The sequence below is a fragment of the Streptomyces sp. NPDC089919 genome (assembly GCF_040684615.1).
GTDB lineage: Bacteria > Actinomycetota > Actinomycetes > Streptomycetales > Streptomycetaceae > Streptomyces.
On sequence record NZ_JBFBGK010000055.1, the window covers coordinates 12,097 to 36,412 of the forward strand.

Sequence of the window (24,316 nt, forward strand, 5' to 3'; positions counted from 1 at the left end):
CGGACCCACCGGACATTCGGGGCTGACCCGCCGCGCGACGGCATGGCAGAATCGGACGGCCGGAGGGGGAGACGACGGCCCGAACGGGAGGGAGTCGCTGACGGATGGGTGCACACCGGCGGCGGTGCGATTGGTGCGACAACGGCACGCCGATCGTCAAGGACATGGACCCGGTCAATCCCGACTACCAGTACTGGTGCGAGGAATGCGCGCGGGCGCTGATCATAAAAGGCGACCCGATCGAGCGGTACCGCGAGCTGGAGGGGGAGCCGATCTACGGCCGGCTGCTCGACGAGCACTGCACTCTGAAGCGGTTCTACTCCTTCGCCAGAGCATGACCAGGGCCCCGGCGGCGGTCAGCGCGTAGAGCCCCGAGAGGGCCATCTGCCCGCCGCTCTGGGCCAGTTCCGGGCGCGCCGGCCCGTGCGGCACCCACCACGGCGCGTACGAGCCGAAGACCAGCGCGACCGCGGCCGCCGGCCGCCACCCCGCCCGGTCCCGGACCAGCAGGACCAGCGGTACGCACCAGACCCAGTGGTGGGTCCACGACACCGGGCTCACCAGCAGGGCCGTCAGGCCGGTCGCCACCACCGACACCGCCCGGTCCCCGCGCCGCTCCGCCCGCACCGCCACGGCCAGTCCGGCGGCCCCCGCGAGGGCGGCCCCGGCCAGCCACCACAGGCCCGGCTGGTCCGTGTGCAGCAGCCGGGCCAGCACGCCCCGCAGCGACTGGTTGGCGGTCGTCTCGGGGAAGCCCGCCCGGTCGGAGTCCAGCACCAGGTGGCCCCAGTACGTCCGGGAGTCGCGGGGCAGCAGGACGGCGGCGACGGCGGTGGCCGCCGCGAAGGCGGCCGCAGCGGTGCCGGCCGCGCGCAGGGCCGCCCGGCGGGCCCCCTCGGCTGGCGGTGCCGCGCCTCCGGGCCGGCGTACCAGGGCGGCGGCCAGCAGGGTGACGGCGAACAGCGCCGGGGTGAGCTTCACCGCCGCCGCCAGCCCGATGCCCACCCCCGTCCAGCGGCTCGGGCGCCGGCGGGTCAGGTCGGCCAGTACGGCCACCGCGAGCAGCAGGTTGACCTGGCCGTAGCGCAGGGTGGCCCAGACCGGCTCGCACCAGACGGCCGCCGCCGCGGTCCACAGCACGGCCGCGGTCCCGGCCGGCCGGCCCACCAGCCGCGCCGACAGCCGGACGAAGGCCACCAGCAGCGCGAGGTTCGCCAGCGTCCCCAGCACCCTCAGCACGGCGACCGGAGGCAGCGCCAGCGGGGCGAACAGCAGGGCCGCGAAGGGCGGGTAGGTGGCCGGCAGCCGGGCCGCCCCGGCCCGCATCGCGTAGAGGTCCCGGCCGGCCAGGACGGTGGTCCCCTCGGCGCGGTAGACGAGCAGGTCGACGTGGGAGACGTAGGCGAGGTGCTGGGCGAGGCAGAAGACCGCGAAGGAGAACAGGCAGCCGGCCGCGGCGCGGACGGTGCTCCGGCGGTCGGGGCGGGACGGGGGAGTCGGAGTGGCATCGGAGCAGCGCACTGACGGCACGAAAGGTGACATTAGCGCTCTAAAGGTACGCAGGGTCGCTCCCGGTGGATGCGATTTTTGGAGCAGGGCCATGACCGTGTAATGTTTGGGATGTCGCCAGGGGGAACCGGCCGGGAAGACCGGAAGGGAAACCGGGGGACAGCAGCACAGCGAGGGGCTATAGCTCAGTTGGTAGAGCGCCTGCATGGCATGCAGGAGGTCAGGAGTTCAATTCTCCTTAGCTCCACAGTGAAGAAGCGGGTCGTCCGGACGGACGGCCCGCTTCTCGTTGTGCGGTCGGCTGTGCGGCCGCGCGGGCCCCTGCGGTACCCTGACGCCATGCGTGCCGTACGCCTTCTGCTTACCGAGCCGCGCTGAACAGATCCGGCCGGTCCCCATGGACAGACCAGGCCGGCCTCGGCGCGGCGTCCCCTCCTGTGCGAGGGGTTTTTTCGTTTGGTGGCGCGGAACCCACGGCAGAGACGATCGATGGAGCTTCAAGAATCATGAGCGAGACGAATTCCCCGGCCCCCGAGGCGGCCGAGGCACACCGTTACACGGCCGCCATGGCCGCCGTCGTCGAGGCACGCTGGCAGGACGCCTGGGACGCCGAGGGCACGTACGAGGCGCCCAACCCGAGCGGCGACCTGGCCGGGGACCCGGCGGTCGTGGCCCGGCCCAAGAAGTTCATCATGGACATGTTCCCGTACCCGTCCGGTGCGGGTCTGCACGTCGGCCACCCCCTGGGGTACATCGCCACCGACGTGTACGCCCGCCACCAGCGCATGACCGGGCACAACGTCCTGCACACCCTGGGCTTCGACGCCTTCGGCCTGCCCGCGGAGCAGTACGCCGTGCAGACCGGCACGCACCCGCGCGTCTCGACCGAGGCGAACATCGAGAACATGAAGGTGCAGCTGCGCCGCCTGGGCCTGGGCCACGACCGGCGCCGCTCCTTCGCCACCATCGACCCGGACTACTACAAGTGGACGCAGTGGATCTTCCTGCAGATCTACAACTCCTGGTACGACGCGGACGCGAAGAAGGCCCGCCCGATCGACGAGCTGGTCGCGGAGTTCGAGTCCGGCGCCCGTGAGGTGCCCGGCGGCCGCGACTGGACCGGCCTGACCGCCGCCGAGCGCGCCGAGGTCCTGGGCGGGTACCGGCTGGCCTACTCCTCCGACGCCCCGGTCAACTGGTGCCCCGGGCTGGGCACCGTCCTGGCTAACGAGGAGGTCACCGCCGACGGCCGGTCCGAGCGCGGCAACTTCCCCGTCTTCAAGGCGCGGCTGAGCCAGTGGAACATGCGGATCACCGCGTACGCCGACCGCCTGCTGGACGACCTGGACGAGCTGGACTGGCCCGAGGCCATCAAGCTGCAGCAGCGGAACTGGATCGGCCGCTCCGAGGGCGCCCGCGTCGACTTCGCGCTGGGCGAGGAGGCCGTCACGGTCTTCACCACCCGCCCCGACACCCTGTTCGGCGCCACCTACATGGTGCTGGCGCCCGAGCACCCGCTGGTCGAGAAGTTCATCCCGGCGGCCTGGCCCGAGGGCACCCACGAGGCGTGGACCGGCGGCCACGCCACCCCCGCCGAGGCGGTCGCCGCCTACCGCGCCTTCTCCGCCGCCAAGTCGGACGTGGAGCGCCAGGCCGACGCCAAGGAGAAGACCGGCGTCTTCACCGGCGAGTACGCGGTCAACCCGGTCAGCGGCCAGAAGGTCCCGGTCTTCATCGCCGACTACGTCCTGATGGGCTACGGCACCGGCGCGATCATGGCCGTCCCCGCCCACGACGCCCGCGACTTCGAGTTCGCCCGCGCCTTCGAGCTGCCCATGCGCTGCGTGGTCCAGCCCTCGGACGACCGCGGCACCGACCCGGCCCAGTGGGAGGACGCCTTCGTCTCCCACGACGCGAAGCTGGTCAACTCCTCGGGCGAGGGCATCAGCCTGGACGGCCTGGGCGTGGTGGAGGCCAAGGCCGCCATCACCGCCTGGCTGGAGGAGCGCGGCATCGGCGCCGGCACCGTCAACTTCCGCCTGCGCGACTGGCTGTTCAGCCGCCAGCGGTACTGGGGCGAGCCCTTCCCGATCGTCTACGACGAGGACGGCGTCGCGCACCCGCTGCCCGAGTCGATGCTGCCGCTGGAGCTGCCCGAGGTCGACGACTACTCGCCGCGGACCTTCGAGCCGGACGACGCCGCCTCCCAGCCGGAGACCCCGCTGTCGCGCCGCGAGGACTGGGTCAACGTCGAGCTGGACCTGGGCGACGGCCGGGGCGTGCGGTCCTACCGCCGCGAGACCAACACCATGCCCAACTGGGCCGGCTCCTGCTGGTACGAGCTGCGCTACCTGGACCCGCACAACTCCGAGCAGCTGGTCGACCCGGCGATCGAGCAGTACTGGATGGGCCCGCGCGAGGGCGCGCCGCACGGCGGCGTCGACCTGTACGTGGGCGGCGCCGAGCACGCCGTGCTGCACCTGCTGTACGCGCGCTTCTGGTCCAAGGTGCTGTTCGACCTGGGCCACGTCTCCTCGGCGGAGCCGTTCCACAAGCTGTTCAACCAGGGCATGATCCAGGCGTACGCCTACACCGACGCCCGGGGCGTGTACGTCCCGGCGGCCGAGGTCGAGGAGCGCGACGGCCAGTACTTCTACGACGGCCAGCCGGTCAAGCGCGAGCACGGCAAGATGGGCAAGTCCCTGAAGAACGCCGTCACCCCCGACGAGATCTGCTCCGAGTACGGCGCCGACACGCTGCGCCTGTACGAGATGGCGATGGGCCCGCTGGACGTCTCCCGGCCGTGGGACACCCGCGCGGTGGTCGGCCAGTACCGCCTGCTGCAGCGCCTGTGGCGCAACATCGTCGACGAGGAGACCGGCGCGGTCACCGTCGTCGACGCGGAGCCGGGCGAGGACACCCTGCGCGCGCTGCACAAGGCCATCGACGGGGCCGGCTCGGACATGGCGGGGCTGCGGTTCAACACCGCCATCGCCAAGATCACCGAGCTGAACAACTTCCTGACCAAGGCCGGCCGCCCGCTGGAGCGCTCGGTCGCGGAGCGGCTGGTGCTGCTGGTCGCCCCGCTGGCCCCGCACATCGCCGAGGAGCTGTGGCACCGGCTGGGCCACGCCGACTCGGTGGTCCACCAGGACTTCCCGGTCGCCGACCCGGCCTACGTGGTGGACGAGACCGTGACCTGCGTCGTCCAGGTCAAGGGCAAGGTCAAGGCCCGTCTGGAGGTGCCGCCGGCGATCGCCGACGGCGACCTGGAGAAGCTGGCGCTGGCCGACGACGCGGTCGTGGCGGCGCTGGGCGGGGCCGAGATCCGCAAGGTGATCGTCCGCGCGCCGAAGCTGGTCAACATCGTGATCTGAGCCGGGAGGCCGTCCCCGGTCCGGCGGTTCCCGTCGGCCTAGGGGAGATCCCGTACGGGCAGGTTGGGGGTTCGAAGGGAACCCCCGGCCTGCCCTTCGCGTTTACGGTGGAGGGACGAGTTACCGGAGCCCGGCACGAGCGGGACCGGACCGCACCGGGGAAGGGACGGCTCTGATGACGGCCGCGTTGATCATCTTCGCGCTGATGTTCCTGGCCTGCGTGGCCCTGGGGGTGTACGCGACGGTCAAGGCGGTCGGCGCGGCGAAGCGGGGCGTGGACCGCACGATCGAGCAGGCCCGGCGGACGGTCGAGGACACCACCCTGCGCGCCCGGAGCATCGGCCAGGGCGGCGTGCCGGGGGCCCTCGCCCAGCTCCGGATGGAGCTGCGCACCTCGATGCGGGCCACCCGGGCCGCGCTGGAGGAGGGCGTCCGGACGGACGCCTCGCTCCACGAGTCCATCGCCCTCTTCCAGCAGCTCAGCGCGCACGGCCTCGAGCTGGACGCCGAGCTGAAGCGGCTGGAGCAGGAGCCGGACCGGTCCAGGACCGGCGCGCGCCTCCCGGAGCTGCGCGAGCGCACCCGGCGGATCACCTCCTCCGCCGACTCCCTCCGCTGGGCCGCCCACGACCGCGCCAGCCGCCTCGCGGACGACGAGCTGAGCCGCCTGACCAGCCAGATCGAGGTCGAATCCGACGCCCTGCGGGACTGGTCCCGAACCGACGCACCGGAGGCGGCGTGGGACCCGGCCCCGCACACCCCGAAGAACACCGCGCGCGCAGACGCGCGTGAGGATGCCCCCCGCGCGCTGAACGCCCCCGAGGAACATCCGTTCGGCCCGTACCCATGGCAGAAGGCACCGAGGCCGGAGGCGGCGGGCTGAGGGGGGGCAGATCCAGCCTCGCCGGGCGGGGTCCGGGGCGAAGCCCCGGTTTCGGGATGGGGCGGGGTGGGGGAGAGCCCCGCAGGGCCCAAGCCGGCTACAGCCCCGCTACAGGGCCCGCCGGGCACCCCCGGCGAGAGCCCCAGGAGGTGGCAACCTCCAAGGTGAGGGGCGGGCGGGCGGGACCACCCCGAGCTGCCACCGAGCCACCGCTCCCGGTAACCTCCGCCTCATGTCCCGCCATGTCGCGATCGTCACCGATTCCACGGCCTACCTGCCCGACCCGGCGATCCGGCGCCACCGCATCACCGCCGTCCCCCTGACCGTCGTCATCGGGGACCAGGCCCTGCAAGAGGGCACCGAGATCTCGGCGCGCTCGCTCGCCCTCGCGCTCCAGAAGCGGCGGTCCGTGACCACCTCCCGGCCGAGCCCGGAGGAGTTCGCGCAGGCCTACCGGGCCGCGGCCGAGGCCGGGGCGAGCGCGATCGTCTCGCTGCACCTGTCCGCCGAGTTCTCCGGCACGTACGACGCGGCCGTGCTCGCCGCCCGGACCGCGCCCGTCCCGGTGCGGGTCGTGGACACCGGCATGGTCGCGATGGCCCTGGGCTTCTGCGCCCTGGCCGCGGCCGAGACGGCCGAGGCGGGCGGCTCCCTCGACGAGACCGTCGCCGCCGCCGAGAAGCGGGCCTCGGGGATGTCCGCGTACTTCTACGTCGACACCCTCGACTACCTGCGCCGGGGCGGCCGGATCGGCGCCGCGCAGGCCCTCCTGGGCTCGGCCCTGGCGGTCAAGCCGCTGCTCACGCTCGACGGGGGCCGCATCGAGATGCTGGAGAAGGTCCGCACGGCCTCGAAGGCGATCGCCCGGCTCGAAGAACTGGCGGTCGAGCGGGCCGGCGCGGCGCCGGTCGACGTGGCGGTCCACCACCTCGCGGCCCCCGAGCGGGCCGAGAAGCTTGCCGCGCGGCTGCGCGAGCGGGTCCCGGGGCTCGTGGAGCTCCACGTCAGCGAGATCGGTGCGGTCATCGGCGCCCACACGGGCCCGGGTCTGCTCGCCGCGGTGGTCTCCCCGCGCTGACGGAGCTGGCCGCGCCCGTCGCTGCCCTCACTCGTGCGAGTGACCGGGTTATCCACAACTGGCGCTGTATCCACGGGAATCGGCGGAGCCGGCCGCGAAGTCCGGCTGGTGGCTAACGTCCTGTGGCATGACTCTTCGAACTCACGTCCCGAGCTCCGCACTCACCCCGACGACACCGGCCACCACTCTGCCGCCCGTGACCCGGCGGCCCGGCCCGGCCGGGCCGTCCCCGGCCCTGGCGCCCCCGGCACTTGTGCCCGCGGCCCTGACGCCCCGGGCCCTGGCGTCCCCGGCACCTGTGCCCACGGCCCTGGCGTCCCCGGCCTCCCCGCCCGGGCCCTCGGCTCGAGGGCCCGCCGAACTCCCGCCTCCCGCAGCCGAGATGTCGAGGCGCGGGTCCTCGGTGCGCCGCCGTGCCTTTCCCGGCAGGGCCCCGCGCGGGGGGCACGCCCCGCCGGGTGCTGCGGCCGCCCGGGTCCGGGCCGCCCTGGCCGAGCCACCCGCCCGAGGCCACCCGTGGGGCGGGGGCACGGTCCGCGCCACCACGCCTGCCGCCGTGCCGGATCCGGAGGCGGCGATCCCCCCGGCAATTCCTGCCGTCGGCACCAGCGCCGTGGTCGCCGCCGCCGATCGGACGGTCCGAGGGCGCAGTTCGGGCGAAGGTCCGGCGATCCGCACCACGAGCCGGACGGCTCCCGATGCCCCGGATCCCGGGGCGGTCGCGATCGGCACGGCTCCCGTCGGCACGAGCGTCGGGGAGGCCGGCCCCGGCTACCCGGGAGGTCCGGCGGGTCCGCCGCGGCCGTCCCGGAACCGGGTCCGTACCCGTGCCGGCGTCCCGGTCCGGGCGCGCGGTTCCGCCACGAGCGGGCCGGGCCGACCTCGTGGGTCGGACGGCCGGTTCGTCGGCCGCCGCGTGGACCGCGCCCTGCGCGAGCCTGCCGCGGCACCGGCGGCCACGACTGCCGCACCAGGCCGGGCGCCGTCCCCGGCTCTGGAGGCCCAGGCCGTGGGTGCCGGGGTGGCGGTTGCGGTCTCGGATCCGGCTCGGGCCACACCCGCGGTCGCCGAGGCGCCTGTCCCGGCCGCGGTCCAGGCTCCGGCGCCGGCCTTGGGCGCCGGGGTGTCGGTCCCGGACCCAGCTCGGGACCCGGCCGGGGTCGGGGTCGAAGAGGCGCCGGTGGCGGTGGCGTCGTACGACGACCTGCGCGCGGTGCGGCGGATGCCGCTGCGGGAGCGGTTCCGGGAGCGGTTGCCGGTGTGGGTGCAGCTGCGCTGCGGGCTGGAGCCGCGCGCGGTGGCGGCCGTCGGGGTCGTCCTCGTGCTGGCCGCCGGTTTCGCCGCCCAACAGTTCTGGTCCGGCCGCCCGGAGGCGGTGGCCGCACCTGAGGTGGTGGCTGCCGGAGCCGCCGTCCCACCGGCACCGGCTCTGGCCGGGTCGGCGCCCGCACCGACGGGTGTGGTGGTGGACATCGCGGGCAAGGTCCGGGATCCGGGACTCCGCCGGCTGCCCGCCGGGGCCCGCGTCGAAGACGCCCTGGCGGCCGCCGGGGGCGTGCGGCCGGGCGCGGACACCACCGGCCTCAACCGGGCCAGGATCCTGGTCGACGGCGAGCAGGTGGTGGTCGGTCTCCCGCAGCCCGCCCCCGCTCCGGGTCCCGGCACTGGCACCGGTGCCGGTCCCGCAGGGGTGCCCGCGCCGGTCAGTCTGAGTACGGCGACGGCGGATCAGCTCGACGGCCTGCCGGGCGTCGGCCCGGTGCTGGCCCAGCACATCGTCGAGTTCCGCACGGCCCGTGGTGGTTTCCGTTCCGTCGAGGACCTGCGACAGGTCACCGGCATCGGCGAGCGCAGGTTCGCCGACCTCCGCCCCTTGGTGCGGCCATGAGCCGCCCATCGTCCGCCCGACCGACCTCGGGTGCCACCACCCCACCGCAGCAGCCGTACGCCCCACCTGACGGCTCGCCAGAAGCAGACGTGCCCCAGGGCGGGGGAGGGCCGCCGGGCCCCGGCAGCCCTCCAGGCGTCGGACGCGTACCGGGACCGGACGGCGCCACTCCTACGGGCGGGGAAGGGCCGTCCGACGCCGGTGGCCCACCGAGCGGCGAAAGCGCGGCCGGACCGGGCGGTCCGTCGGAGGAAGGGCCGGTGGATCTGCGGCTGGTGGGGCCGGCGGTGGGGGCCTGGGCGGCGGCCGGGCTCGCGGTGGCTGCGCCGGGGGAGTGGACGGGGGCCGCCGTGGCGGGCGGGGTGCTGGCGGCGGGGCTGCTGCTCCTGGGGGGCGCCCTGCGGCGGGGGCCGCGGCGGGCGGTGGTGACGGCGCTGGCCGCGGTGCTGCTGTGCGGGGCGGCCGGGGGTGCCGTCGGGGGACTGCGGGCCGCCGAGGCCCGGGCGGGTCCGGTCCCCGCCCTGGCCGAGGAGCACGCCCGGGTCGCCGTCGAGCTGACGATCACCGCTGACCCCCGCCGCACCCGCACCGGGCCGCCCGCCGTGGCGGTGGACGGCGAGCTGACGGCGGTGACGCCGGTGTCCCCGGCCGGCCCGCGGGCCACCGGGACCGGCACCCCGGTCCTGGTCCTCGCCCGGCACGACGCGTGGAGCCGGCTGCTGCCCTCCACCCGGGTGGTGGTGACCGGACGGCTGGCGCCGGCCCGGGACCGCGGCGAGCGGGCGGTGGCGGTGCTGAGCGTCGGGCCGGGGGTGCCGCCCCGGGTGACCGGCGGGCCCGACACCCTCCAGCGGAAGGCCGGGGCGCTGCGCGACGGCCTCCGGACGGCCGTCGCCGGGCTGGCGCCGGACGCTCGGGCGCTGCTGCCGGGGCTGGTGGTCGGAGACACCTCCGGGGTGCCGCCCGACCTCGAGGAGGCCTTCCGGGCCACCGACCTGGTGCACCTGCTCGCCGTGTCCGGCTCCAACCTGACCGTGGTGCTCTTCCTGCTCATCGGACCGCCGGGCCGGGCGGGCCGGGCCGAGCGGGGCGGGCTGGCCCCGCGGCTGGGGCTGTCGCTGCGCGCCACGGCCGGCTGCGGGGCCGCGCTCACCCTCGGCTTCGTGCTGGTGTGCCGGCCCGAGCCGAGCGTGCTGCGGGCGGCGGCCTGCGGGGCGGTCACCCTGCTCGCTATCGCGACCGGCCGCCGCCGGTCCCTGATCCCCGCGCTGGCCGCGGCGGTCCTGCTGCTCGTGCTGTGGGACCCCTGGCTGGCCCGGAGTTACGGATTCCTGCTGTCCGTGCTGGCCACCGGGGCGCTGCTGACCCTGGGGCCGCGGTGGAGCGGGGCCCTGCGGAGGCGGGGGCTGCCGCCGCGGCTCGCGGAAGCCCTCGGGGCGGCGCTGGCCGCCCAGGCCGTGTGCGCCCCGGTGGTGGCGGTGCTGGCGGCCCGGGTCAGCCTGGTGGCCGTCCCGTGCAACCTGCTCGCCGAGGCGGCGGCCGGGCCTGCGACCGTCCTCGGTTTCGCAGCGCTCGCGGCGGCGCAGGTGGCGCTGCCGGCGGCCCGGGCGATCGCCTGGTGCGCGGGGGTGCCGGCCGGCTGGATCGCGGCGGTGGCGCGGACCGGGGCGGGGCTGCCCGGGGCGGAGCTGCCCTGGCCCGGCGGGTGGGCGGGCGGGCTGTCGCTCGGGTTCCTGACGGCGGTGGCCGTGGCCCTCGCGATGCGCGCGGCCCGGCGCCGGGGGCCGGACCGGGGACCGCCGCCGGCCGGGCGGCGCGGATCGGAGCGGCCCGGATCGGGGCGACACCGGTCGGGGCGGCGGTGGCTGGCCGCGGCGGCGGCCCTCGGCCTGGCGCTGGTGGTGGTCCGGCCGGTGCCGTTGGCGCGGGTCGTGACCGGCTGGCCTCCGGAGGGCTGGCGGTACGTCCAGTGCGCCGTGGGTCAGGGGGACGCGGGGGTGCTCGCGGTGGGGCCGGGGACGGCGGTGGTGGTGGACGCCGGGCCCGAGCCGGGGCCGGTGGACCGCTGTCTGGCAGGGCTGGCCGTGACCCGGGTCCCGCTGCTGCTCCTGACGCACTTCCACGCCGACCACGTCGGCGGGCTGGCGGGGGTGCTGCGGGGACGCAGCGTCGGGGTGATCCAGACCACCGGCTTCGGGGAGCCGCCGGAGCAGGCCGCGGCGGTCCGGCGGGCGGCCGCGGTGGCGCGGGTCCCGCTGGCGGTGGCCGTGGCGGGGGAGCGGCGGCGGGCCGGTCCCGTGGAGTGGGAGGTGCTGTGGCCGCCGGCCGGCGCGCGCCCCGAGGGCCCGAACGACGCGAGCGTGGTGCTGCTGGTCCGGGTGGCCGGGCTCACCCTCCTCCTGCTGGGAGACCTCGAACCGGAGGCACAGCAGGCCCTGCTGACGGCCCGTCCGGAGCTGGGGCCGGTGGACGTCCTCAAGGTCGCCCACCACGGCTCGGCGCACCAGGATCCGGCCCTGCTGCACCGGCTGCGGCCACGGCTGGCCGTCGTACCGGTGGGCGCGGACAACCGCTACGGCCACCCGGCGCCGGCCACCCTCGCGGCCCTGCGGGCCATGGGCGCCCGAGTGGTGCGGACCGACCGGGACGGTGCCGTCGCGGTGCTCGGTACGGCCTCCCGGCTGCGGGTCCGGACCGGTGGAGGGTAACCGGCCACGGGTGCGGGCGGGGGTGGTCCGCGGTGTTCTGTTTGCCCGGGAGTCGGGGGCGTGATCGAATGCGTTTTCGCCAAAAGGGCGTTGTCGAAGAAGCACGGGGGTGCGTCTACATGTTCGGTCGCCGACAGGGGCGCGAGACGGCCGGAAGTCCGAGTTCGAGTCATGCACCGGTCCTGGAACTACCGGCCACGGCCGCACTGTTCGGGGTCCGGGTGTTCGATCCGGCCGGACAGCCGGTCAGACAGGCAAAGGTGGAGGTGAGCGATCCGATCGGACGCCGCATCGTGAGCGGGGAGACCGACCCGTACGGCGGCTTCCACGCCGCGGTGCCGGAGGGTGAGTACCGGATGGCCGTCACGGCCGAGGGCTACGCGCCGTACCACGCCTCGACGTTGCTGCCGGCCGGTGGCCGACCCGGTCCGGGGGACCTCGTCCTGGAGGAGATCGATCCGCCGCTCCTGCCGGAGCCGGGTCACTGGGAGCTCGAACCGGCCCACTCCTCCATAGGTTTCACGGCCCGTCACATCGGACTGGCAAAGATCCGCGGGCGGTTCAACACCTTCGCGGGGGCGGTCCGGATCGCCGACCGCATGGAGGACTCCTCCATGCACGTGATCATCGACGCGGCGAGCATCGACACCGGTGTGCGGCTGCGCGACGAGCACCTGCGGTCGGGGGACTTCCTGGACGCGGGGCGGTACCCGACGATCGAGTTCTACAGCGAGCGGTTCATCCACCGCAGCGGTACCCGCTGGGCGGTGGCGGGGGCCCTGACCCTGCACGGGGTCAGCCGGTCGGTGACCCTCGACGCCCAGTACCTCGGGCTGGGCACCGGCCTGGAGGGCGAGACGCGGGCGGCCTGCCGGGCCACCACCGAGCTGCACCGGGAGGACTTCACCCTCAACTGGCAGTCGATGCTGGCGCACGGCATCGCCGCCATCGGCTCGAGCGTGGCGGTGGAACTCGACGTGCAGATCGTCCACAAGAACTGACCGCCGCGGCGGGTGGGCGGTCGCCCGGGACCGGGGGGCCTCCCGGGGGCGGCCGGGAGGGCGGGGATCCGGCGGGCGGGCGTCCTACGGGGCTTCGAGCCAGCCCTCGTGCTCGGCCGCCAGCCCGTCCAGGGCCGCGGGGTCCAGCCGGGCGTCCGGGTCCTCCACGACCACCAGCCACTGGGCGTCCTCGGCGTCGTCCTCGCCGGCGAGCGCATCCCTGACCAGGTGCGGCTCCTCGGCGAGGCCGAAGCGGTCGGTGAGGTCCTGGGCCACCTCTTCGGCGGCGTCGCGGTCGGGGAGCACCAGTACATGTCGAGCGTTCACACCGGACATTCTCCGGCACGCCCCGGCGCCGGGTGCGCCGGGGGAGCGGGCCGTCGTTGTCGGTGCGGCGTGGGATGCTGGACGGCGATGGCCACCAGGACGAACTCCACCGACGACCTCCTCGCCCCGCTCACCCTCGCGGTGGGACAGGAGGAGCTGCTGCTCGACCGCGCCGTGCGGGAGGTGGTGGCGGCCGCCCGGGCCGCCGACGCCGACACGGACGTGCGGGACCTGATGAGCGAGCAGCTCCAGCCCGGCACCCTGGCCGAGCTGACCAGCCCCTCGCTCTTCTCGGAGCGCAAGGTCCTGGTCGTGCGCAATGCCCAGGACCTCTCGGCCGACTCGGTCAAGGACGTCAAGGCCTACCTCGCAGCGCCGGTCGAGGAGATCGTCCTGGTCCTGCTGCACGCCGGCGGGGCCAAGGGCAAGGCGCTGCTCGACGCGGCCCGCAAGGCCGGGGCCCGCGAGGTGCAGTGCCCCAAGATGACCAAGCCGGCCGACCGGCTGGCGTTCGTGCGGGGCGAGTTCCGGGGGCTGGGCCGCTCCGCCACGCCCGCGGCCACCGAGGCCCTGGTCGACGCCATCGGCAGCGACCTGCGGGAGCTGGCCAGCGCGGCCGCCCAGCTCTGCGCGGACGTCGAGGGCACCATCGACGAGGCCGTGGTCGGCCGCTACTACACCGGCCGGGCCGAGGCCTCCAGCTTCACGGTGGCCGACCGGGCGGTGGAGGGGCGGACCGCGGAAGCCCTGGAGGCGCTGCGCTGGTCGCTGTCGACCGGCGTGGCCCCGGTCCTGATCACCAGCGCGCTGGCGCAGGGCGTCCGGGCCATCGGCAAGCTGGCCTCGGCCCCGCGCGGCGCCCGGCCCGGTGACCTCGCCCGGGACCTCGGCATGCCCCCGTGGAAGATCGACCGGGTGCGCCAGCAGATGCGCGGCTGGTCGGCCGACGGGGTGTCGGTGGCGCTGCGCGCGATCGCCGAGGCCGACGCGGGCGTCAAGGGCGGCGGGGACGACCCCGAGTACGCCCTGGAGAAGGCCGTGGTCGCCGTCGCCCGAGCCGCCCGCCCCCGCCGCTGACCCGCCTCCGCCGCCCGCCCCCGCCGCTGACCCGAGGCGCCGGGCGATCGGCCCCGCCGGCCCCGTGTCCGGCCGTCCCCGTGGCCGACCGCGCCGTCACCAGTCGTGGGGGCTCTCCGGGGCGGCGATCTCGCGGGCTTCCGCGGGGGAGGCCTCGACGGGGGGTTCGGTGAGGTGCCGGGCCAGCGTGGTGACCGTGTGGGGGTTCAGCTTCCCGCCCACCGAGCCGCGGACCGTGTCCAGTACCGGCGGTCCGTCCGCGGCCAGGGCCGGGCCGCAGAGGGCGAGGGCCGCGCCGCCGAGGGCGGCGGCGGAGAGGATGCGCAGCGTCGTGTTCACCCCCTGCCAACGACGCGGGGGCGTCCCGGTTGCCCCGTACCCGACCGGCCCGAGGGCTACGGGCACCTCCGCGGGACCGTGGGTACACCGAAGGCCCCGGGGCGTCCTGGGGAAGGACGGCCCGGGGCCTTCGGATCAAGAAAACGTGCGCCGCACCCGCGTGGCGAACGCAGGCCGCGTGCGGCGCGGGGGCCGGAGGGGAGCGGGGTAGAGGGCCCGCTGGGTCCCGACCGGCGTACTACATCAGTTTTCAGCCCTGGAGGGCGGCAACCTTGGTGGCCAGCGCCGACTTCTTGTTGGCGGCGGCGTTCTTGTGGATGACACCCTTCGAGACAGCCTTGTCGAGCTGACGCGAGGCGGCACGGACCGCAACGGTGGCCTTCTCGACGTCGCCGGCGACGACGGCCTCGTTGGCCTTGCGGATGAAGGTGCGCAGCGCGGACTTGACGGACTTGTTGCGCAGGCGCGCCTTCTCGTTCGTCTTGTTGCGCTTGATCTGGGACTTGATGTTCGCCACGAAAGAGCCTTTTCAGGTTCAGAGAGTTTCCTTGGGATGTGTCCCGCAGGCTGAGAGGGCATACAAGACACAGCTGCCCACGGTACCAGGCGCCGTTCGGTCGGCCCAAACCGAGCGCAGTGGCCCGGCCATGGGACCATGGGGGTCTGCGTATCGATCCGACATCGCCCGAGAATCAGGACACTGCGTGCCCGCGATCCCTAGCCACGTGCCCGAGCCGAGCCGTACCGACCCGGCGCTGATCCGCAATTTCTGCATCATCGCGCACATCGACCACGGCAAGTCGACGCTCGCCGACCGGATGCTCCAGCTGACCGGAGTCGTCGAGCAGCGGGCGATGCGTGCCCAGTACCTCGACCGCATGGACATCGAGCGTGAGCGGGGCATCACGATCAAGTCCCAGGCGGTCCGACTGCCCTGGGAGCCGCGGACGGGCGAGGGCGTGGGCAAGACCCACATCCTCAACATGATCGACACCCCGGGCCACGTGGACTTCACCTACGAGGTCTCCCGCTCGCTGGCCGCCTGCGAGGGCACCGTCCTGCTGGTGGACGCCGCGCAGGGCATCGAGGCCCAGACCCTGGCCAACCTGTACCTGGCCATGGAGAACGACCTCGCGATCGTCCCGGTCCTGAACAAGATCGACCTGCCGGCCGCCCAGCCGGAGAAGTTCGCCGAGGAGCTGGCGAACCTGGTCGGCTGCCAGCCCGAGGACGTCCTGCGGGTCTCCGCCAAGACGGGCGTGGGCGTGGACGCCCTGCTCGACAAGGTCGTCCGGGAGGTGCCGGCCCCCGTGGGCGTGGCCGACGCCCCGGCCCGCGCGATGATCTTCGACTCGGTGTACGACTCGTACCGGGGCGTGGTCACCTACGTGCGAGTGGTCGACGGCCAGCTCAACAAGCGCGAGCGGATCCGGATGATGTCCACCGGAGCCACCCACGAGCTGCTGGAGATCGGCGTCTCCTCGCCCGAGATGACCCCGGCCGACGGCATCGGCGTCGGCGAGGTGGGCTACATCATCACCGGCGTGAAGGACGTCCGTCAGTCCAAGGTCGGTGACACGATCACCAGCCTGCACAACGGCGCGACCGAGGCCCTGGGCGGCTACAAGGACCCGAAGCCGATGGTCTTCTCCGGTCTGTACCCGCTGGACGGCTCCGAGTACCCGGACCTGCGCGAGGCCCTGGACAAGCTCCAGCTCAACGACGCCGCGCTGGTCTACGAGCCGGAGACCTCGGCCGCGCTGGGCTTCGGCTTCCGCGTCGGCTTCCTCGGCCTGCTCCACCTCGACGTGATCCGCGAGCGCCTCGAGCGCGAGTTCGGCCTCGACCTCATCGCCACCGCGCCCAACGTGGTCTACCGCGTGGTGCTGGAGGACAAGAGCGAGGTCACCGTCACCAACCCGAGCGAGTTCCCCGAGGGCAAGATCTCGGAGGTCTACGAGCCGGTCGTGCGCGCCACGATCCTCGCGCCCAGCGAGTTCATCGGCGCGATCATGGAGCTGTGCCAGACCCGGCGCGGCACCCTGATCGGCATGGACTACCTGTCCGAGGACCGCGTCGAGATCCGGTACACCCTGCCGCTCGCCGAGATCGTCTTCGACTTCTTCGACCAGCTGAAGTCCAAGACCCGCGGCTACGCCTCCCTGGACTACGAGCCCACCGGCGAGCAGGCCTCCAGCCTGGTCAAGGTCGACATCCTGCTGCACGGCGACAAGGTCGACGCCTTCTCCGCCGTCACCCACAAGGACGCCGCCTACGCCTACGGCGTGCGCCTGGTGGCCAAGCTGCGCGAGCTCATCCCGCGGCAGGCCTTCGAGGTGCCGATCCAGGCCGCGATCGGCTCCCGGGTGATCGCCCGCGAGACCATCCGCGCGATCCGCAAGGACGTCCTCGCCAAGTGCTACGGCGGTGACATCTCGCGTAAGCGCAAGCTGCTCGAGAAGCAGAAGGAAGGCAAGAAGCGGATGAAGATGGTGGGCTCCGTGGAGGTCCCGCAGGACGCCTTCATCGCGGTGCTCTCCAGCGACGAGTCCGGCGGCAAGAAGAAGTAGTACGGCCGGTCACCTCACGTGACCTGGTGTGGAACGAGCCCCTGCGCGCGAGCGCCGGGGCTCGTTTCGTTATCAACAGGCCGCACCGGGGCCCTTACGCACCGGCCGGGCGGCCTTTACTCTGATCACTGCTCGATGGTTACTCGCCAGTCACAAAAACCCGCCAGTCCCCACGCTCCCACGCACTGCCGCGTGGACCGGTCCGGAGGATGTCGTGAGCGACACACAGTCCTTGATCGAGAATCGCCCCGCCTCGGTGGCGACCGTCTTCCTTGAGCGGGTCGCGGCCACGCCGGACGGCGAGGCCTACCGCTACCCGGTCCCGGCAGCCGCCGGCCAGGGCCCGGACGAGTGGAAGTCGCTCAGCTGGGGACAGGCGGCCGAACAGGTCTTCGCCATCGCCGCCGGCCTGCTCGACCTGGGCATCCAGCCCGAGCAGCGGGTGGCCCTCGCCTCCAACACCCGGGTCGAGTGGATCCTGGCCGACCTGGGCATCATGTGCGCCGGCGCCGCGGTCACCACCATCTACCCGAGCACCAACGCCGAGGAGTCGGCCTTCATCCTGGCCGACTCCGACTCCCGGATCCTGATCGCCGAGGACGGCGCCCAGCTCGCCAAGGCCCGCGAGCAGCGCGCGAACCTCCCCGGCCTGCGCCACGTGATCGTGGTCGAGGCGGCGGACGCGGTCGCCGTCGAGGGCGACCCGGAGGGCTGGGTGCTCTCCCTCGCGGAGCTGGAGAAGCGCGGCGCGGAATACCTCGCCGAGCACCCCGGCGCCGTCAAGGAGCGGATCGCGGCCATCACCGCCGACCAGCTCGCCACCCTCATCTACACCTCGGGCACCACCGGCCGCCCCAAGGGCGTGCGGCTGCCGCACGACAACTGGGCGTACATGGCCAAGGCCACCGTCGCCACCGGCCTGATGACCAAGGACGACGTCCAGTACCTCTGGCTGCCGCTGGCCCACGTCTTCGGCAAGGTGCTCACCTCCGGCCAGATCGAGGTCGGCCACGTCACCGCCGTCGACGGCCGGATCGACAAGATCATCGAGAACCTGCCGGTGGTGCAGCCCACCTACATGGCGGCCGTGCCGCGGATCTTCGAGAAGGTCTACAACGGCGTCGCGGCCAAGGCCCGCGCGGCCGGCGGGGCCAAGTACAAGATCTTTAAGTGGGCGGCCGAGGTGGCCCGCGAGTACGCCAAGGCCAGCCAGGACAACTTCCGGCGCACCGGCACGGCCAACGTCCCCTTCGCCCTGGCCGCCAAGCACGCCGTCGCCGACAAGCTCGTCTACGCCAAGATCCGCGAGGCCTTCGGCGGCAACCTGCGCGCCTGCGTCTCCGGCTCGGCCGCCCTCGCCCCCGAGATCGGCTACTTCTTCGCCGGCGCGGGCGTCCACATCCTCGAGGGCTACGGCCTGACCGAGTCCAGCGCCGCCTCCTTCGTGAACCCGGGCGAGGCCTACCGCACCGGCACGGTCGGCAAGCCGCTCCCCGGCACGGAGGTCCGGATCGCCGACGACGGCGAGATCCTGCTGCGCAGCCCCGGCATCATGGAGGGCTACCACGGCCTGCCGGAGAAGACCGCGGAGGTGCTGGAGGCCGACGGCTGGTTCCACACCGGCGACATCGGCGAGCTCTCGCCCGACGGCTACCTGCGGATCACCGACCGCAAGAAGGACCTGATCAAGACCTCCGGCGGCAAGTACGTCGCGCCGGCCGAGGTCGAGGGCCAGTTCAAGGCCATCTGCCCGTACGTCTCCAACATCGTCGTGCACGGCGCGGACCGGAACTTCTGCACCGCGCTGATCGCCCTCGACGAGCCGGCCATCCTCGGCTGGGCCGCGGAGAACGGCCTGGAGGGCAAGACCTACGGCGAGGTGGTGGCCGCGCCGGAGACCGCGCGGCTGGTCGAGACGTACGTGCAGACCCTCAACCAGGGCCTGCAGCGCTGGCAGACGATCAAGAAGTTCAAGCTGCTGCCGCGGGACCTCGACGTGGAACACGGCGACCTCACGCCCAGCCTGAAGCTGAAGCGCCCGGCGGTCGAGCGTGAGTTCAAGCACCTGATCGACGAGATGTACGAGGGGTCTCGGGAGGCGTAGGGGGGCTGCGGGGCGGGCGGTCGGGATGTGTGGGTCCCCGCGCCGCTTGACGGCCCGTGGCCTGCGGGCCCTGCGGCAGGCCCACCCCGTGGGCTTCGCGGCTTCGCCGTGGCCTGCGGCCACCCACGGCCCGGGCCCGCCTCCGGACCAGCCTGCCACGGGCCGTCAAGCGGCTTCCCCACACATCCCGACCGCCCTGGGCATGTGAAATCGGCGGGGCGTATCCAGCCTCGCCGGGGGCACATCCCGGCGGTAGCCGGGGAGGGGGGGGCGGGCGCGGGCGGGCCGGGGGTGTCGCCGGGTGCGGGAGAATGGGGGTATGCCTTCCGTACTGCCCGATGGTGAGCCCATGCCCGACGACGGGGCGCTGCCGTCGCACGCCCTGGAAGGCGCGGCGGAGCGGCCGCTCGGCTTCTACCTGCACGTGCCGTACTGCGCGACGCGCTGCGGGTACTGCGACTTCAACACGTACACCGCCACCGAGCTGCGCGGCACCGGCGGGGTGCTGGCCTCGCGCGAGAACTACGCCGACACCCTGATCGACGAGGTGCGGCTGGCCCGCAAGGTCCTCGGGGACGATCCGCGCGAGGTGCGGACGGTCTTCGTCGGGGGCGGCACGCCCACGCTGCTGCCCGCGGCGGACCTGGTGCGGATGCTCGGTGCGATCCGGGACGAGTTCGGGCTGGCGCCGGACGCCGAGGTCACCACGGAGGCGAACCCGGACTCGGTGGACCCGGGCTATCTGGCCGAGCTGCGGGCCGGTGGGTTCAACCGGATCTCCTTCGGCATGCAGAGCGCCCGGCAGCACGTCCTGAAGGTCCTGGACCGTACGCACACGCCGGGGCGGCCGGAGGCCTGCGTGGGCGAGGCGCGCGCGGCGGGGTTCGAGCACGTCAACCTGGACCTGATCTACGGCACGCCCGGGGAGTCCGACGACGACTGGCGGGCCTCGCTGGCCGCAGCGCTGGGCGCCGGGCCGGACCACATCAGCGCGTACGCCCTGATCGTCGAGGAGGGCACCCAGCTGGCCCGGCGGATCCGCCGCGGCGAGGTGCCGATGACCGACGACGACGTGCACGCCGACCGCTACCTGATCGCGGACTCGGTGCTGGCCGAGGCCGGGTACTCCTGGTACGAGGTGTCGAACTGGGCCACCTCCGACGCCGGGCGCTGCCTGCACAACGAGCTGTACTGGCGCGGGGCCGACTGGTGGGGTGCCGGGCCGGGGGCGCACTCGCACGTGGGCGGGGTGCGCTGGTGGAACGTCAAGCACCCCGGCGCCTACGCGGCCGCGCTGGCCGCCGGTCGGTCCCCGGGCGCCGGCCGGGAGCGGCTGTCGGACGAGGACCGGCGGGTGGAGCGGATCCTGCTGGAGCTGCGGCTGGTCGACGGCGTGCCGCTGTCCCTGCTGGCCCCGGCGGGCCTGGCGGCCTCCCGCCGGGCCCTGGCGGACGGCCTGCTGGAGCCGGGCCCCTATGAGGACGGCCGGGCCGTCCTGACCCTGCGCGGCCGGCTGCTGGCCGACGCCGTCGTCCGCGACCTGGTCGACTGACCCGGCCGGGCGGCCCCCGTCAGGGGGCCGTGACGAAGTCGATGAGGTGCTCGACCGAGCCCAGCAGGCTCGGCTCCAGGTCCCGGTACGAGCCGACCCGGGACAGGACGTGCTGCCAGGCCGCGCCGGTGTTCGGGGGCCAGCCCAGGGCCTGGCAGACGCCGGTCTTCCAGTCCTGGCCGCGCGGGACGACCGGCCAGGCCGGGATGCCCAGCGAGGACGGCTTCACGGCCTGCCAGACGTCGACGTACGGGTGGCCGACGACCAGGACGTCCGGGCCGGTCACGGCCGCGGCCAGGCGGGACTCCTTCGAGCCCTCGACCAGGTGGTCCACCAGGACGCCCAGCCGGGCGTCCGGCCCCGGCGCGAACTCCGCGACGATCGCCGGCAGGTCGTCCACGCCCTCCAGGTACTCCACGACCACGCCCTCGATGCGCAGGTCGTCGCCCCAGACCTTCTCGACCAGCTCGGCGTCGTGGCGGCCCTCCACGTAGATCCGGCCGGCCCGGGCCACCCGCGCCCGGGCCCCCGGTACCGCCACCGACCCCGAGGCGGTACGGGCGGGCCGGGCCGGTCCCCGGACGGGCCGGACCAGCGTCACCACCGCACCCTCCAGCAGGAAGCCGCGCGGCTCCAGGGGGAAGACCCGCCGCTTGGCGAAGCGGTCCTCCAGCGTCACCGTGCCGCTCTCGCAGGCGACCACCGCGCCGCACCATCCCGTCGCCGCCTCCTCGACCACCAGGCCGGGGTCCGCCGGCACCTCCGGCACCGGCCGGGACTTCTTCCAGGGCGGGGTCAGGTCGGCTGAGTACTCACGCATTCGAATGACAGTAGGAACGCCGTCAGTCCCGCGCGCGCGACACGCCGAACCGGTTGGCCAGTGTGTCGCGTTGCTCATGGACAAAGCGGGCATCCACCACCGCGCCGTGCCCCGGGACGTACAGTGCGTCCTCGCCGCCCAGCGCCAACAGCCGGTCCAGCGCCGCCGGCCACTGCCCCGGCACCGCGTCGGAACCCGCCTGCGGCTCCCCGGACTCCTCCACCAGGTCGCCGCAGAAGACCACCTCCCGCTCCCCGGGCACCAGCACCGCGAGGTCGTGGCCGGTGTGCCCGGGGCCGACGTTCGCCAGCAGCACCTGCAACCCGCCCAGGTCCAGCGTCCACTCGCCGGAGACCGGGTGGCGGGGCAGCACCAGCGCGTCCACCGCCTCCTCCGCCTCGTCGGCCGCCAGACCCTGCGCCACCGCGCCCGCCCGCAGCTCCTCGCGTTCCGCGGAGAGCACCCCGGCCAGGCCGACCGCACCGAACACCTCGGCGCCCGCGAAGGCCGCCGCACCCAGGACGTGGTCGAAATGCCCGTGCGTGTATGCGAGGTGCGTCACTCTCCGGCCGGTCAGCCGCTCCGCCTGGGACCGCAGCTCGGCCCCCTCGCGCAGGCTCGAACCGGGGTCGACCAGCAGCACGGAATCCGTGCCCACCACCAGTCCCACCGTGCAGTCCCACACCGGAAGGCGCCGCCGGCCGACCCGCGCGGCCAGCCGTTCCCACCCCAGCTCTTCCCAAGCGATGTCCATACCGCGACGCTACCGTGACGGGCCACCCTTGCCCGGGGCGTACCCGGCCGCCGTACACTGACCGGGGGATCTCTGGCACTCGGGCACATCGAGTGCCAGCACGGTTCCGGAACCACGGGAAACGACCAGGCATCACAGCTGGAGGTGTGCGCGGATGCTCAGCGAACGCAGACTCGAAGTGCTGCGCGCCATCGTCCAGGACTACGTCGGGACGGAGGAGCCGGTCGGCTCCAAGGCGCTCACCGAGCGGCACAAGCTCGGCGTCTCGCCCGCCACCGTGCGCAACGACATGGCGCTGCTGGAGGAGGAGGGGTACATCGCCCAGCCCCACACCAGCGCCGGCCGCATCCCGACCGACAAGGGCTACCGGCTCTTCGTCGACAAGCTCGCGGGCGTCAAGCCGCTGTCGACCCCGGAGCGCCGGGCCATCCAGAACTTCCTGGACGGCGCGGTCGACCTGGACGACGTCGTCGGCCGCACGGTCCGGCTGCTGGCGCAGCTGACCCGGCAGGTCGCGGTGGTGCAGTACCCGAGCCTGACCCGGTCGACCGTGCGCCACGTCGAGCTGCTGCTGCTGGCACCGGCCCGGCTGATGCTCGTCCTGATCACGGACACCGGACGGGTCGAGCAGCGGCTGGTGGACTGCCCGTCGCCGTTCGGCGACCAGTCGCTGGCAGACCTGCGGGCCCGGCTCAACAGCCGTGTCGTCGGCCGCCGGTTCGCGGACGTCCCGCAGCTGGTGCAGGACCTGCCGGAGTCGTTCGAGGCGGAGGACCGGGGCACCGTCTCCACCGTCCTGGCGACCCTGCTGGAGACCCTGGTGGAGGAGACCGAGGAGCGTCTGATGATCGGCGGCACCGCCAATCTCACTCGCTTCGGGCACGACTTCCCCTTGACGATCAGGCCGGTGCTGGAAGCGCTGGAGGAGCAGGTCGTGCTCCTCAAGCTGCTCGGCGAGGTCAATGAATCGGGCATGACCGTGCGAATCGGGCACGAGAACGCCTACGAAGGACTGAACTCCACGTCCGTCGTGTCGGTCGGCTACGGTTCGGGCGGCGAGACAGTCGCCAAACTCGGCGTGGTCGGACCGACCCGCATGGACTACCCCGGAACGATGGGAGCGGTACGCGCAGTGGCACGTTACGTCGGACAGATCCTGGCGGAGTCGTAAGTGGCCACGGACTACTACGCCGTACTCGGCGTGCGCCGCGACGCGTCCCAGGACGAGATCAAGAAGGCCTTCCGCAAGCTCGCCCGCGAGCTGCACCCGGACGTGAACCCGGATCCCAAGACGCAGGAGCGTTTCAAGGAGATCAACGCCGCGTACGAGGTGCTGTCGGACCCGCAGAAGAAGCAGGTCTACGACCTCGGCGGGGACCCGCTGTCCGCCTCCGGCGGCGGTGGCGCCGGCGGCTTCGGGGCCGGCGGCTTCGGCAACTTCAGCGACATCATGGACGCCTTCTTCGGCCAGGCCTCGCAGCGCGGCCCGCGCTCGCGCACCCGCCGCGGCCAGGACGCCATGATCCGCCTCGACCTCGAGCTCGACGAGGCGGCCTTCGGCACGACCAAGGACATCCAGGTCGACACGGCCATCGTGTGCACGACCTGCTCCGGCGAGGGCGCCGCCCCCGGCACCTCCGCGCAGACCTGTGACATGTGCCGCGGCCGCGGCGAGGTCTCCCAGGTCACCCGCTCCTTCCTCGGCCAGGTCATGACCTCCCGGCCGTGCCCGCAGTGCCAGGGCTTCGGCACCGTCGTCCCGACCCCGTGCCCCGAGTGCGCGGGCGACGGCCGCATCCGGTCCCGCCGCACCCTCACGGTCAAGATCCCGGCCGGCGTGGAGAACGGCACCCGCATCCAGCTCGCGGGCGAGGGCGAGGTCGGCCCCGGCGGCGGCCCCGCCGGCGACCTGTACGTCGAGATCCACGAGCTGCCGCACCCGGTCTTCCAGCGGCGCGGGGACGACCTGCACTGCACGGTCACCCTCCCCATGACGGCGGCGGCGCTGGGCACCAAGTGCCCGCTGGAGACGCTGGACGGCATGGAGGAGGTCGACATCCGGCCCGGTACCCAGTCCGGCCAGTCGATCCCGCTGCACGGCCGCGGCGTCACGCACCTGCGCGGCGGCGGCCGGGGCGACCTGATCGTGCACGTCGAGGTGCAGACCCCGGCGAAGCTGGACCCGCAGCAGGAGGACCTGCTGCGCCAGCTCGCCAAGCTCCGCGGCGAGGAGCGCCCCCTGGGCCAGTTCCAGCCCGGCCAGCAGGGCCTCTTCTCCCGCCTGAAGGACGCCTTCAACGGTCGCTGACGGTGCCGGGGCGCCCGGTCC

18 protein-coding genes, 1 tRNA gene and 1 pseudogene are annotated in these 24,316 nt (G+C 73.9%); 14 read left to right on the forward strand and 6 right to left on the reverse strand.

Annotation, left to right across the window (positions count from 1 at the left end; genetic code table 11):
* Positions 1-104 precede the first annotated feature (104 nt).
* Complete coding sequence (locus AB0O40_RS21895; RefSeq protein ID WP_365044096.1) at positions 105-338, forward strand: hypothetical protein; 234 nt, start codon at positions 105-107, stop codon at positions 336-338.
* On the opposite strand, the pseudogene AB0O40_RS21900 reads toward AB0O40_RS21895, so the two are convergent.
* Positions 331-1,521 (reverse strand): annotated as a pseudogene (locus AB0O40_RS21900) (glycosyltransferase 87 family protein); the annotation flags it as partial. The gene AB0O40_RS21895 and the pseudogene AB0O40_RS21900 sit on opposite strands and share 8 nt — an antisense overlap.
* Positions 1,522-1,683: 162 nt before the next feature.
* Between AB0O40_RS21900 and AB0O40_RS21905 the strand changes: the two are divergent.
* From AB0O40_RS21905 to AB0O40_RS21935, 7 genes are all read left to right on the forward strand, one after another.
* Positions 1,684-1,756 (forward strand) — tRNA-Ala (locus AB0O40_RS21905).
* Between the two features lie 259 nt (positions 1,757-2,015).
* Positions 2,016-4,886, forward strand: a complete 2,871-nt coding sequence (gene leuS / locus AB0O40_RS21910; protein ID WP_365044099.1) for a leucine--tRNA ligase — start codon at positions 2,016-2,018, stop codon at positions 4,884-4,886.
* A gap of 175 nt (positions 4,887-5,061) precedes the next feature.
* The gene (locus AB0O40_RS21915) at positions 5,062-5,769 is read left to right on the forward strand and encodes a hypothetical protein (protein ID WP_365044102.1); all 708 of its coding nucleotides are present in this window, start codon (positions 5,062-5,064) and stop codon (positions 5,767-5,769) included.
* A gap of 232 nt (positions 5,770-6,001) precedes the next feature.
* A complete protein-coding gene (locus AB0O40_RS21920) occupies positions 6,002-6,847 on the forward strand; it encodes a DegV family protein (protein ID WP_365044105.1) in 846 nt (281 codons plus the stop codon).
* Between the two features lie 1,180 nt (positions 6,848-8,027).
* Positions 8,028-8,735, forward strand: a complete 708-nt coding sequence (locus AB0O40_RS21925) for a ComEA family DNA-binding protein (protein ID WP_365044108.1) — start codon at positions 8,028-8,030, stop codon at positions 8,733-8,735.
* Positions 8,736-8,995: 260 nt separating this feature from the next.
* Positions 8,996-11,443 (forward strand): ComEC/Rec2 family competence protein, encoded by a 2,448-nt coding sequence (locus tag AB0O40_RS21930; protein ID WP_365044111.1) that lies wholly within the window; start codon positions 8,996-8,998, stop codon positions 11,441-11,443.
* 119 nt (positions 11,444-11,562) lie between these two features.
* The gene (locus AB0O40_RS21935; protein WP_365044114.1) at positions 11,563-12,444 is read left to right on the forward strand and encodes a YceI family protein; all 882 of its coding nucleotides are present in this window, start codon (positions 11,563-11,565) and stop codon (positions 12,442-12,444) included.
* Between the two features lie 84 nt (positions 12,445-12,528).
* On the opposite strand, the gene AB0O40_RS21940 is transcribed toward AB0O40_RS21935, so the two are convergent.
* Positions 12,529-12,780, reverse strand: a complete 252-nt coding sequence (locus tag AB0O40_RS21940; protein WP_365044117.1) for a hypothetical protein — start codon at positions 12,778-12,780, stop codon at positions 12,529-12,531.
* 78 nt (positions 12,781-12,858) lie between these two features.
* Between AB0O40_RS21940 and holA the strand changes: the two genes are divergently transcribed.
* Positions 12,859-13,848 carry a DNA polymerase III subunit delta gene (gene holA / locus AB0O40_RS21945; RefSeq protein ID WP_365044120.1) on the forward strand — a complete coding sequence of 330 codons (990 nt, stop codon included), beginning with the start codon at positions 12,859-12,861 and terminating at the stop codon, positions 13,846-13,848.
* A gap of 96 nt (positions 13,849-13,944) precedes the next feature.
* Here the strand turns inward: holA and AB0O40_RS21950 are convergent, their stop codons facing one another.
* Positions 13,945-14,187 (reverse strand): hypothetical protein, encoded by a 243-nt coding sequence (locus AB0O40_RS21950; RefSeq protein WP_365044123.1) that lies wholly within the window; start codon positions 14,185-14,187, stop codon positions 13,945-13,947.
* Positions 14,188-14,437: 250 nt separating this feature from the next.
* Positions 14,438-14,704: a 30S ribosomal protein S20 gene (gene rpsT / locus AB0O40_RS21955; protein ID WP_365044126.1), complete on the reverse strand. Its 267-nt coding sequence runs from the start codon at positions 14,702-14,704 to the stop codon at positions 14,438-14,440.
* Between the two features lie 187 nt (positions 14,705-14,891).
* On the opposite strand from rpsT, the gene lepA reads away from it, so the two are divergent.
* The 3 genes from lepA to hemW all read left to right on the forward strand — a co-directional run bounded on the left by lepA (position 14,892) and on the right by hemW (position 20,413).
* Positions 14,892-16,757, forward strand: a complete 1,866-nt coding sequence (gene lepA, locus AB0O40_RS21960) for a translation elongation factor 4 (RefSeq protein ID WP_365044129.1) — start codon at positions 14,892-14,894, stop codon at positions 16,755-16,757.
* Positions 16,758-16,971: 214 nt separating this feature from the next.
* A complete protein-coding gene (locus AB0O40_RS21965) occupies positions 16,972-18,861 on the forward strand; it encodes a long-chain fatty acid--CoA ligase (RefSeq protein WP_365044132.1) in 1,890 nt (629 codons plus the stop codon).
* 319 nt (positions 18,862-19,180) lie between these two features.
* Positions 19,181-20,413 (forward strand): radical SAM family heme chaperone HemW, encoded by a 1,233-nt coding sequence (gene hemW, locus AB0O40_RS21970; protein WP_365044134.1) that lies wholly within the window; start codon positions 19,181-19,183, stop codon positions 20,411-20,413.
* 19 nt (positions 20,414-20,432) lie between these two features.
* Here hemW and AB0O40_RS21975 read toward each other — a convergent pair whose 3' ends face one another.
* Both AB0O40_RS21975 and AB0O40_RS21980 read right to left on the reverse strand, forming a co-directional pair.
* Entirely contained in the window at positions 20,433-21,233 is an 801-nt protein-coding gene (locus AB0O40_RS21975; RefSeq protein ID WP_365044137.1) for a DUF3097 domain-containing protein, read from the reverse strand.
* 22 nt (positions 21,234-21,255) lie between these two features.
* Entirely contained in the window at positions 21,256-21,987 is a 732-nt protein-coding gene (locus AB0O40_RS21980) for an MBL fold metallo-hydrolase (protein ID WP_365044140.1), read from the reverse strand.
* 154 nt (positions 21,988-22,141) lie between these two features.
* Between AB0O40_RS21980 and hrcA the strand changes: the two genes are divergently transcribed.
* Both hrcA and dnaJ read left to right on the forward strand, forming a co-directional pair.
* Positions 22,142-23,158, forward strand: a complete 1,017-nt coding sequence (gene hrcA / locus AB0O40_RS21985; protein WP_365044143.1) for a heat-inducible transcriptional repressor HrcA — start codon at positions 22,142-22,144, stop codon at positions 23,156-23,158.
* Positions 23,159-24,295, forward strand: coding sequence for a molecular chaperone DnaJ (gene dnaJ, locus AB0O40_RS21990; RefSeq protein WP_365044146.1), 1,137 nt, complete (start codon positions 23,159-23,161; stop codon positions 24,293-24,295).
* Positions 24,296-24,316 lie beyond the last annotated feature (21 nt).

What these genes read in the sequence shown, in the direction of transcription:
- AB0O40_RS21940 (WP_365044117.1), bottom strand. Translation starts at nt 12,780, where the DNA reads ATGTCCGGTGTGAACGCTCGACATGTACTGGTGCTCCCCGACCGCGAC.
- holA (WP_365044120.1), top strand. Translation starts at nt 12,859, where the DNA reads ATGGCCACCAGGACGAACTCCACCGACGACCTCCTCGCCCCGCTCACC.
- AB0O40_RS21935 (WP_365044114.1), top strand. Translation starts at nt 11,563, where the DNA reads ATGTTCGGTCGCCGACAGGGGCGCGAGACGGCCGGAAGTCCGAGTTCG.
- hemW (WP_365044134.1), top strand. Translation starts at nt 19,181, where the DNA reads ATGCCTTCCGTACTGCCCGATGGTGAGCCCATGCCCGACGACGGGGCG.
- AB0O40_RS21975 (WP_365044137.1), bottom strand. Translation starts at nt 21,233, where the DNA reads ATGCGTGAGTACTCAGCCGACCTGACCCCGCCCTGGAAGAAGTCCCGG.
- AB0O40_RS21980 (WP_365044140.1), bottom strand. Translation starts at nt 21,987, where the DNA reads ATGGACATCGCTTGGGAAGAGCTGGGGTGGGAACGGCTGGCCGCGCGG.
- AB0O40_RS21915 (WP_365044102.1), top strand. Translation starts at nt 5,062, where the DNA reads ATGACGGCCGCGTTGATCATCTTCGCGCTGATGTTCCTGGCCTGCGTG.
- AB0O40_RS21920 (WP_365044105.1), top strand. Translation starts at nt 6,002, where the DNA reads ATGTCCCGCCATGTCGCGATCGTCACCGATTCCACGGCCTACCTGCCC.
- leuS (WP_365044099.1), top strand. Translation starts at nt 2,016, where the DNA reads ATGAGCGAGACGAATTCCCCGGCCCCCGAGGCGGCCGAGGCACACCGT.
- hrcA (WP_365044143.1), top strand. Translation starts at nt 22,142, where the DNA reads ATGCTCAGCGAACGCAGACTCGAAGTGCTGCGCGCCATCGTCCAGGAC.
- AB0O40_RS21895 (WP_365044096.1), top strand. Translation starts at nt 105, where the DNA reads ATGGGTGCACACCGGCGGCGGTGCGATTGGTGCGACAACGGCACGCCG.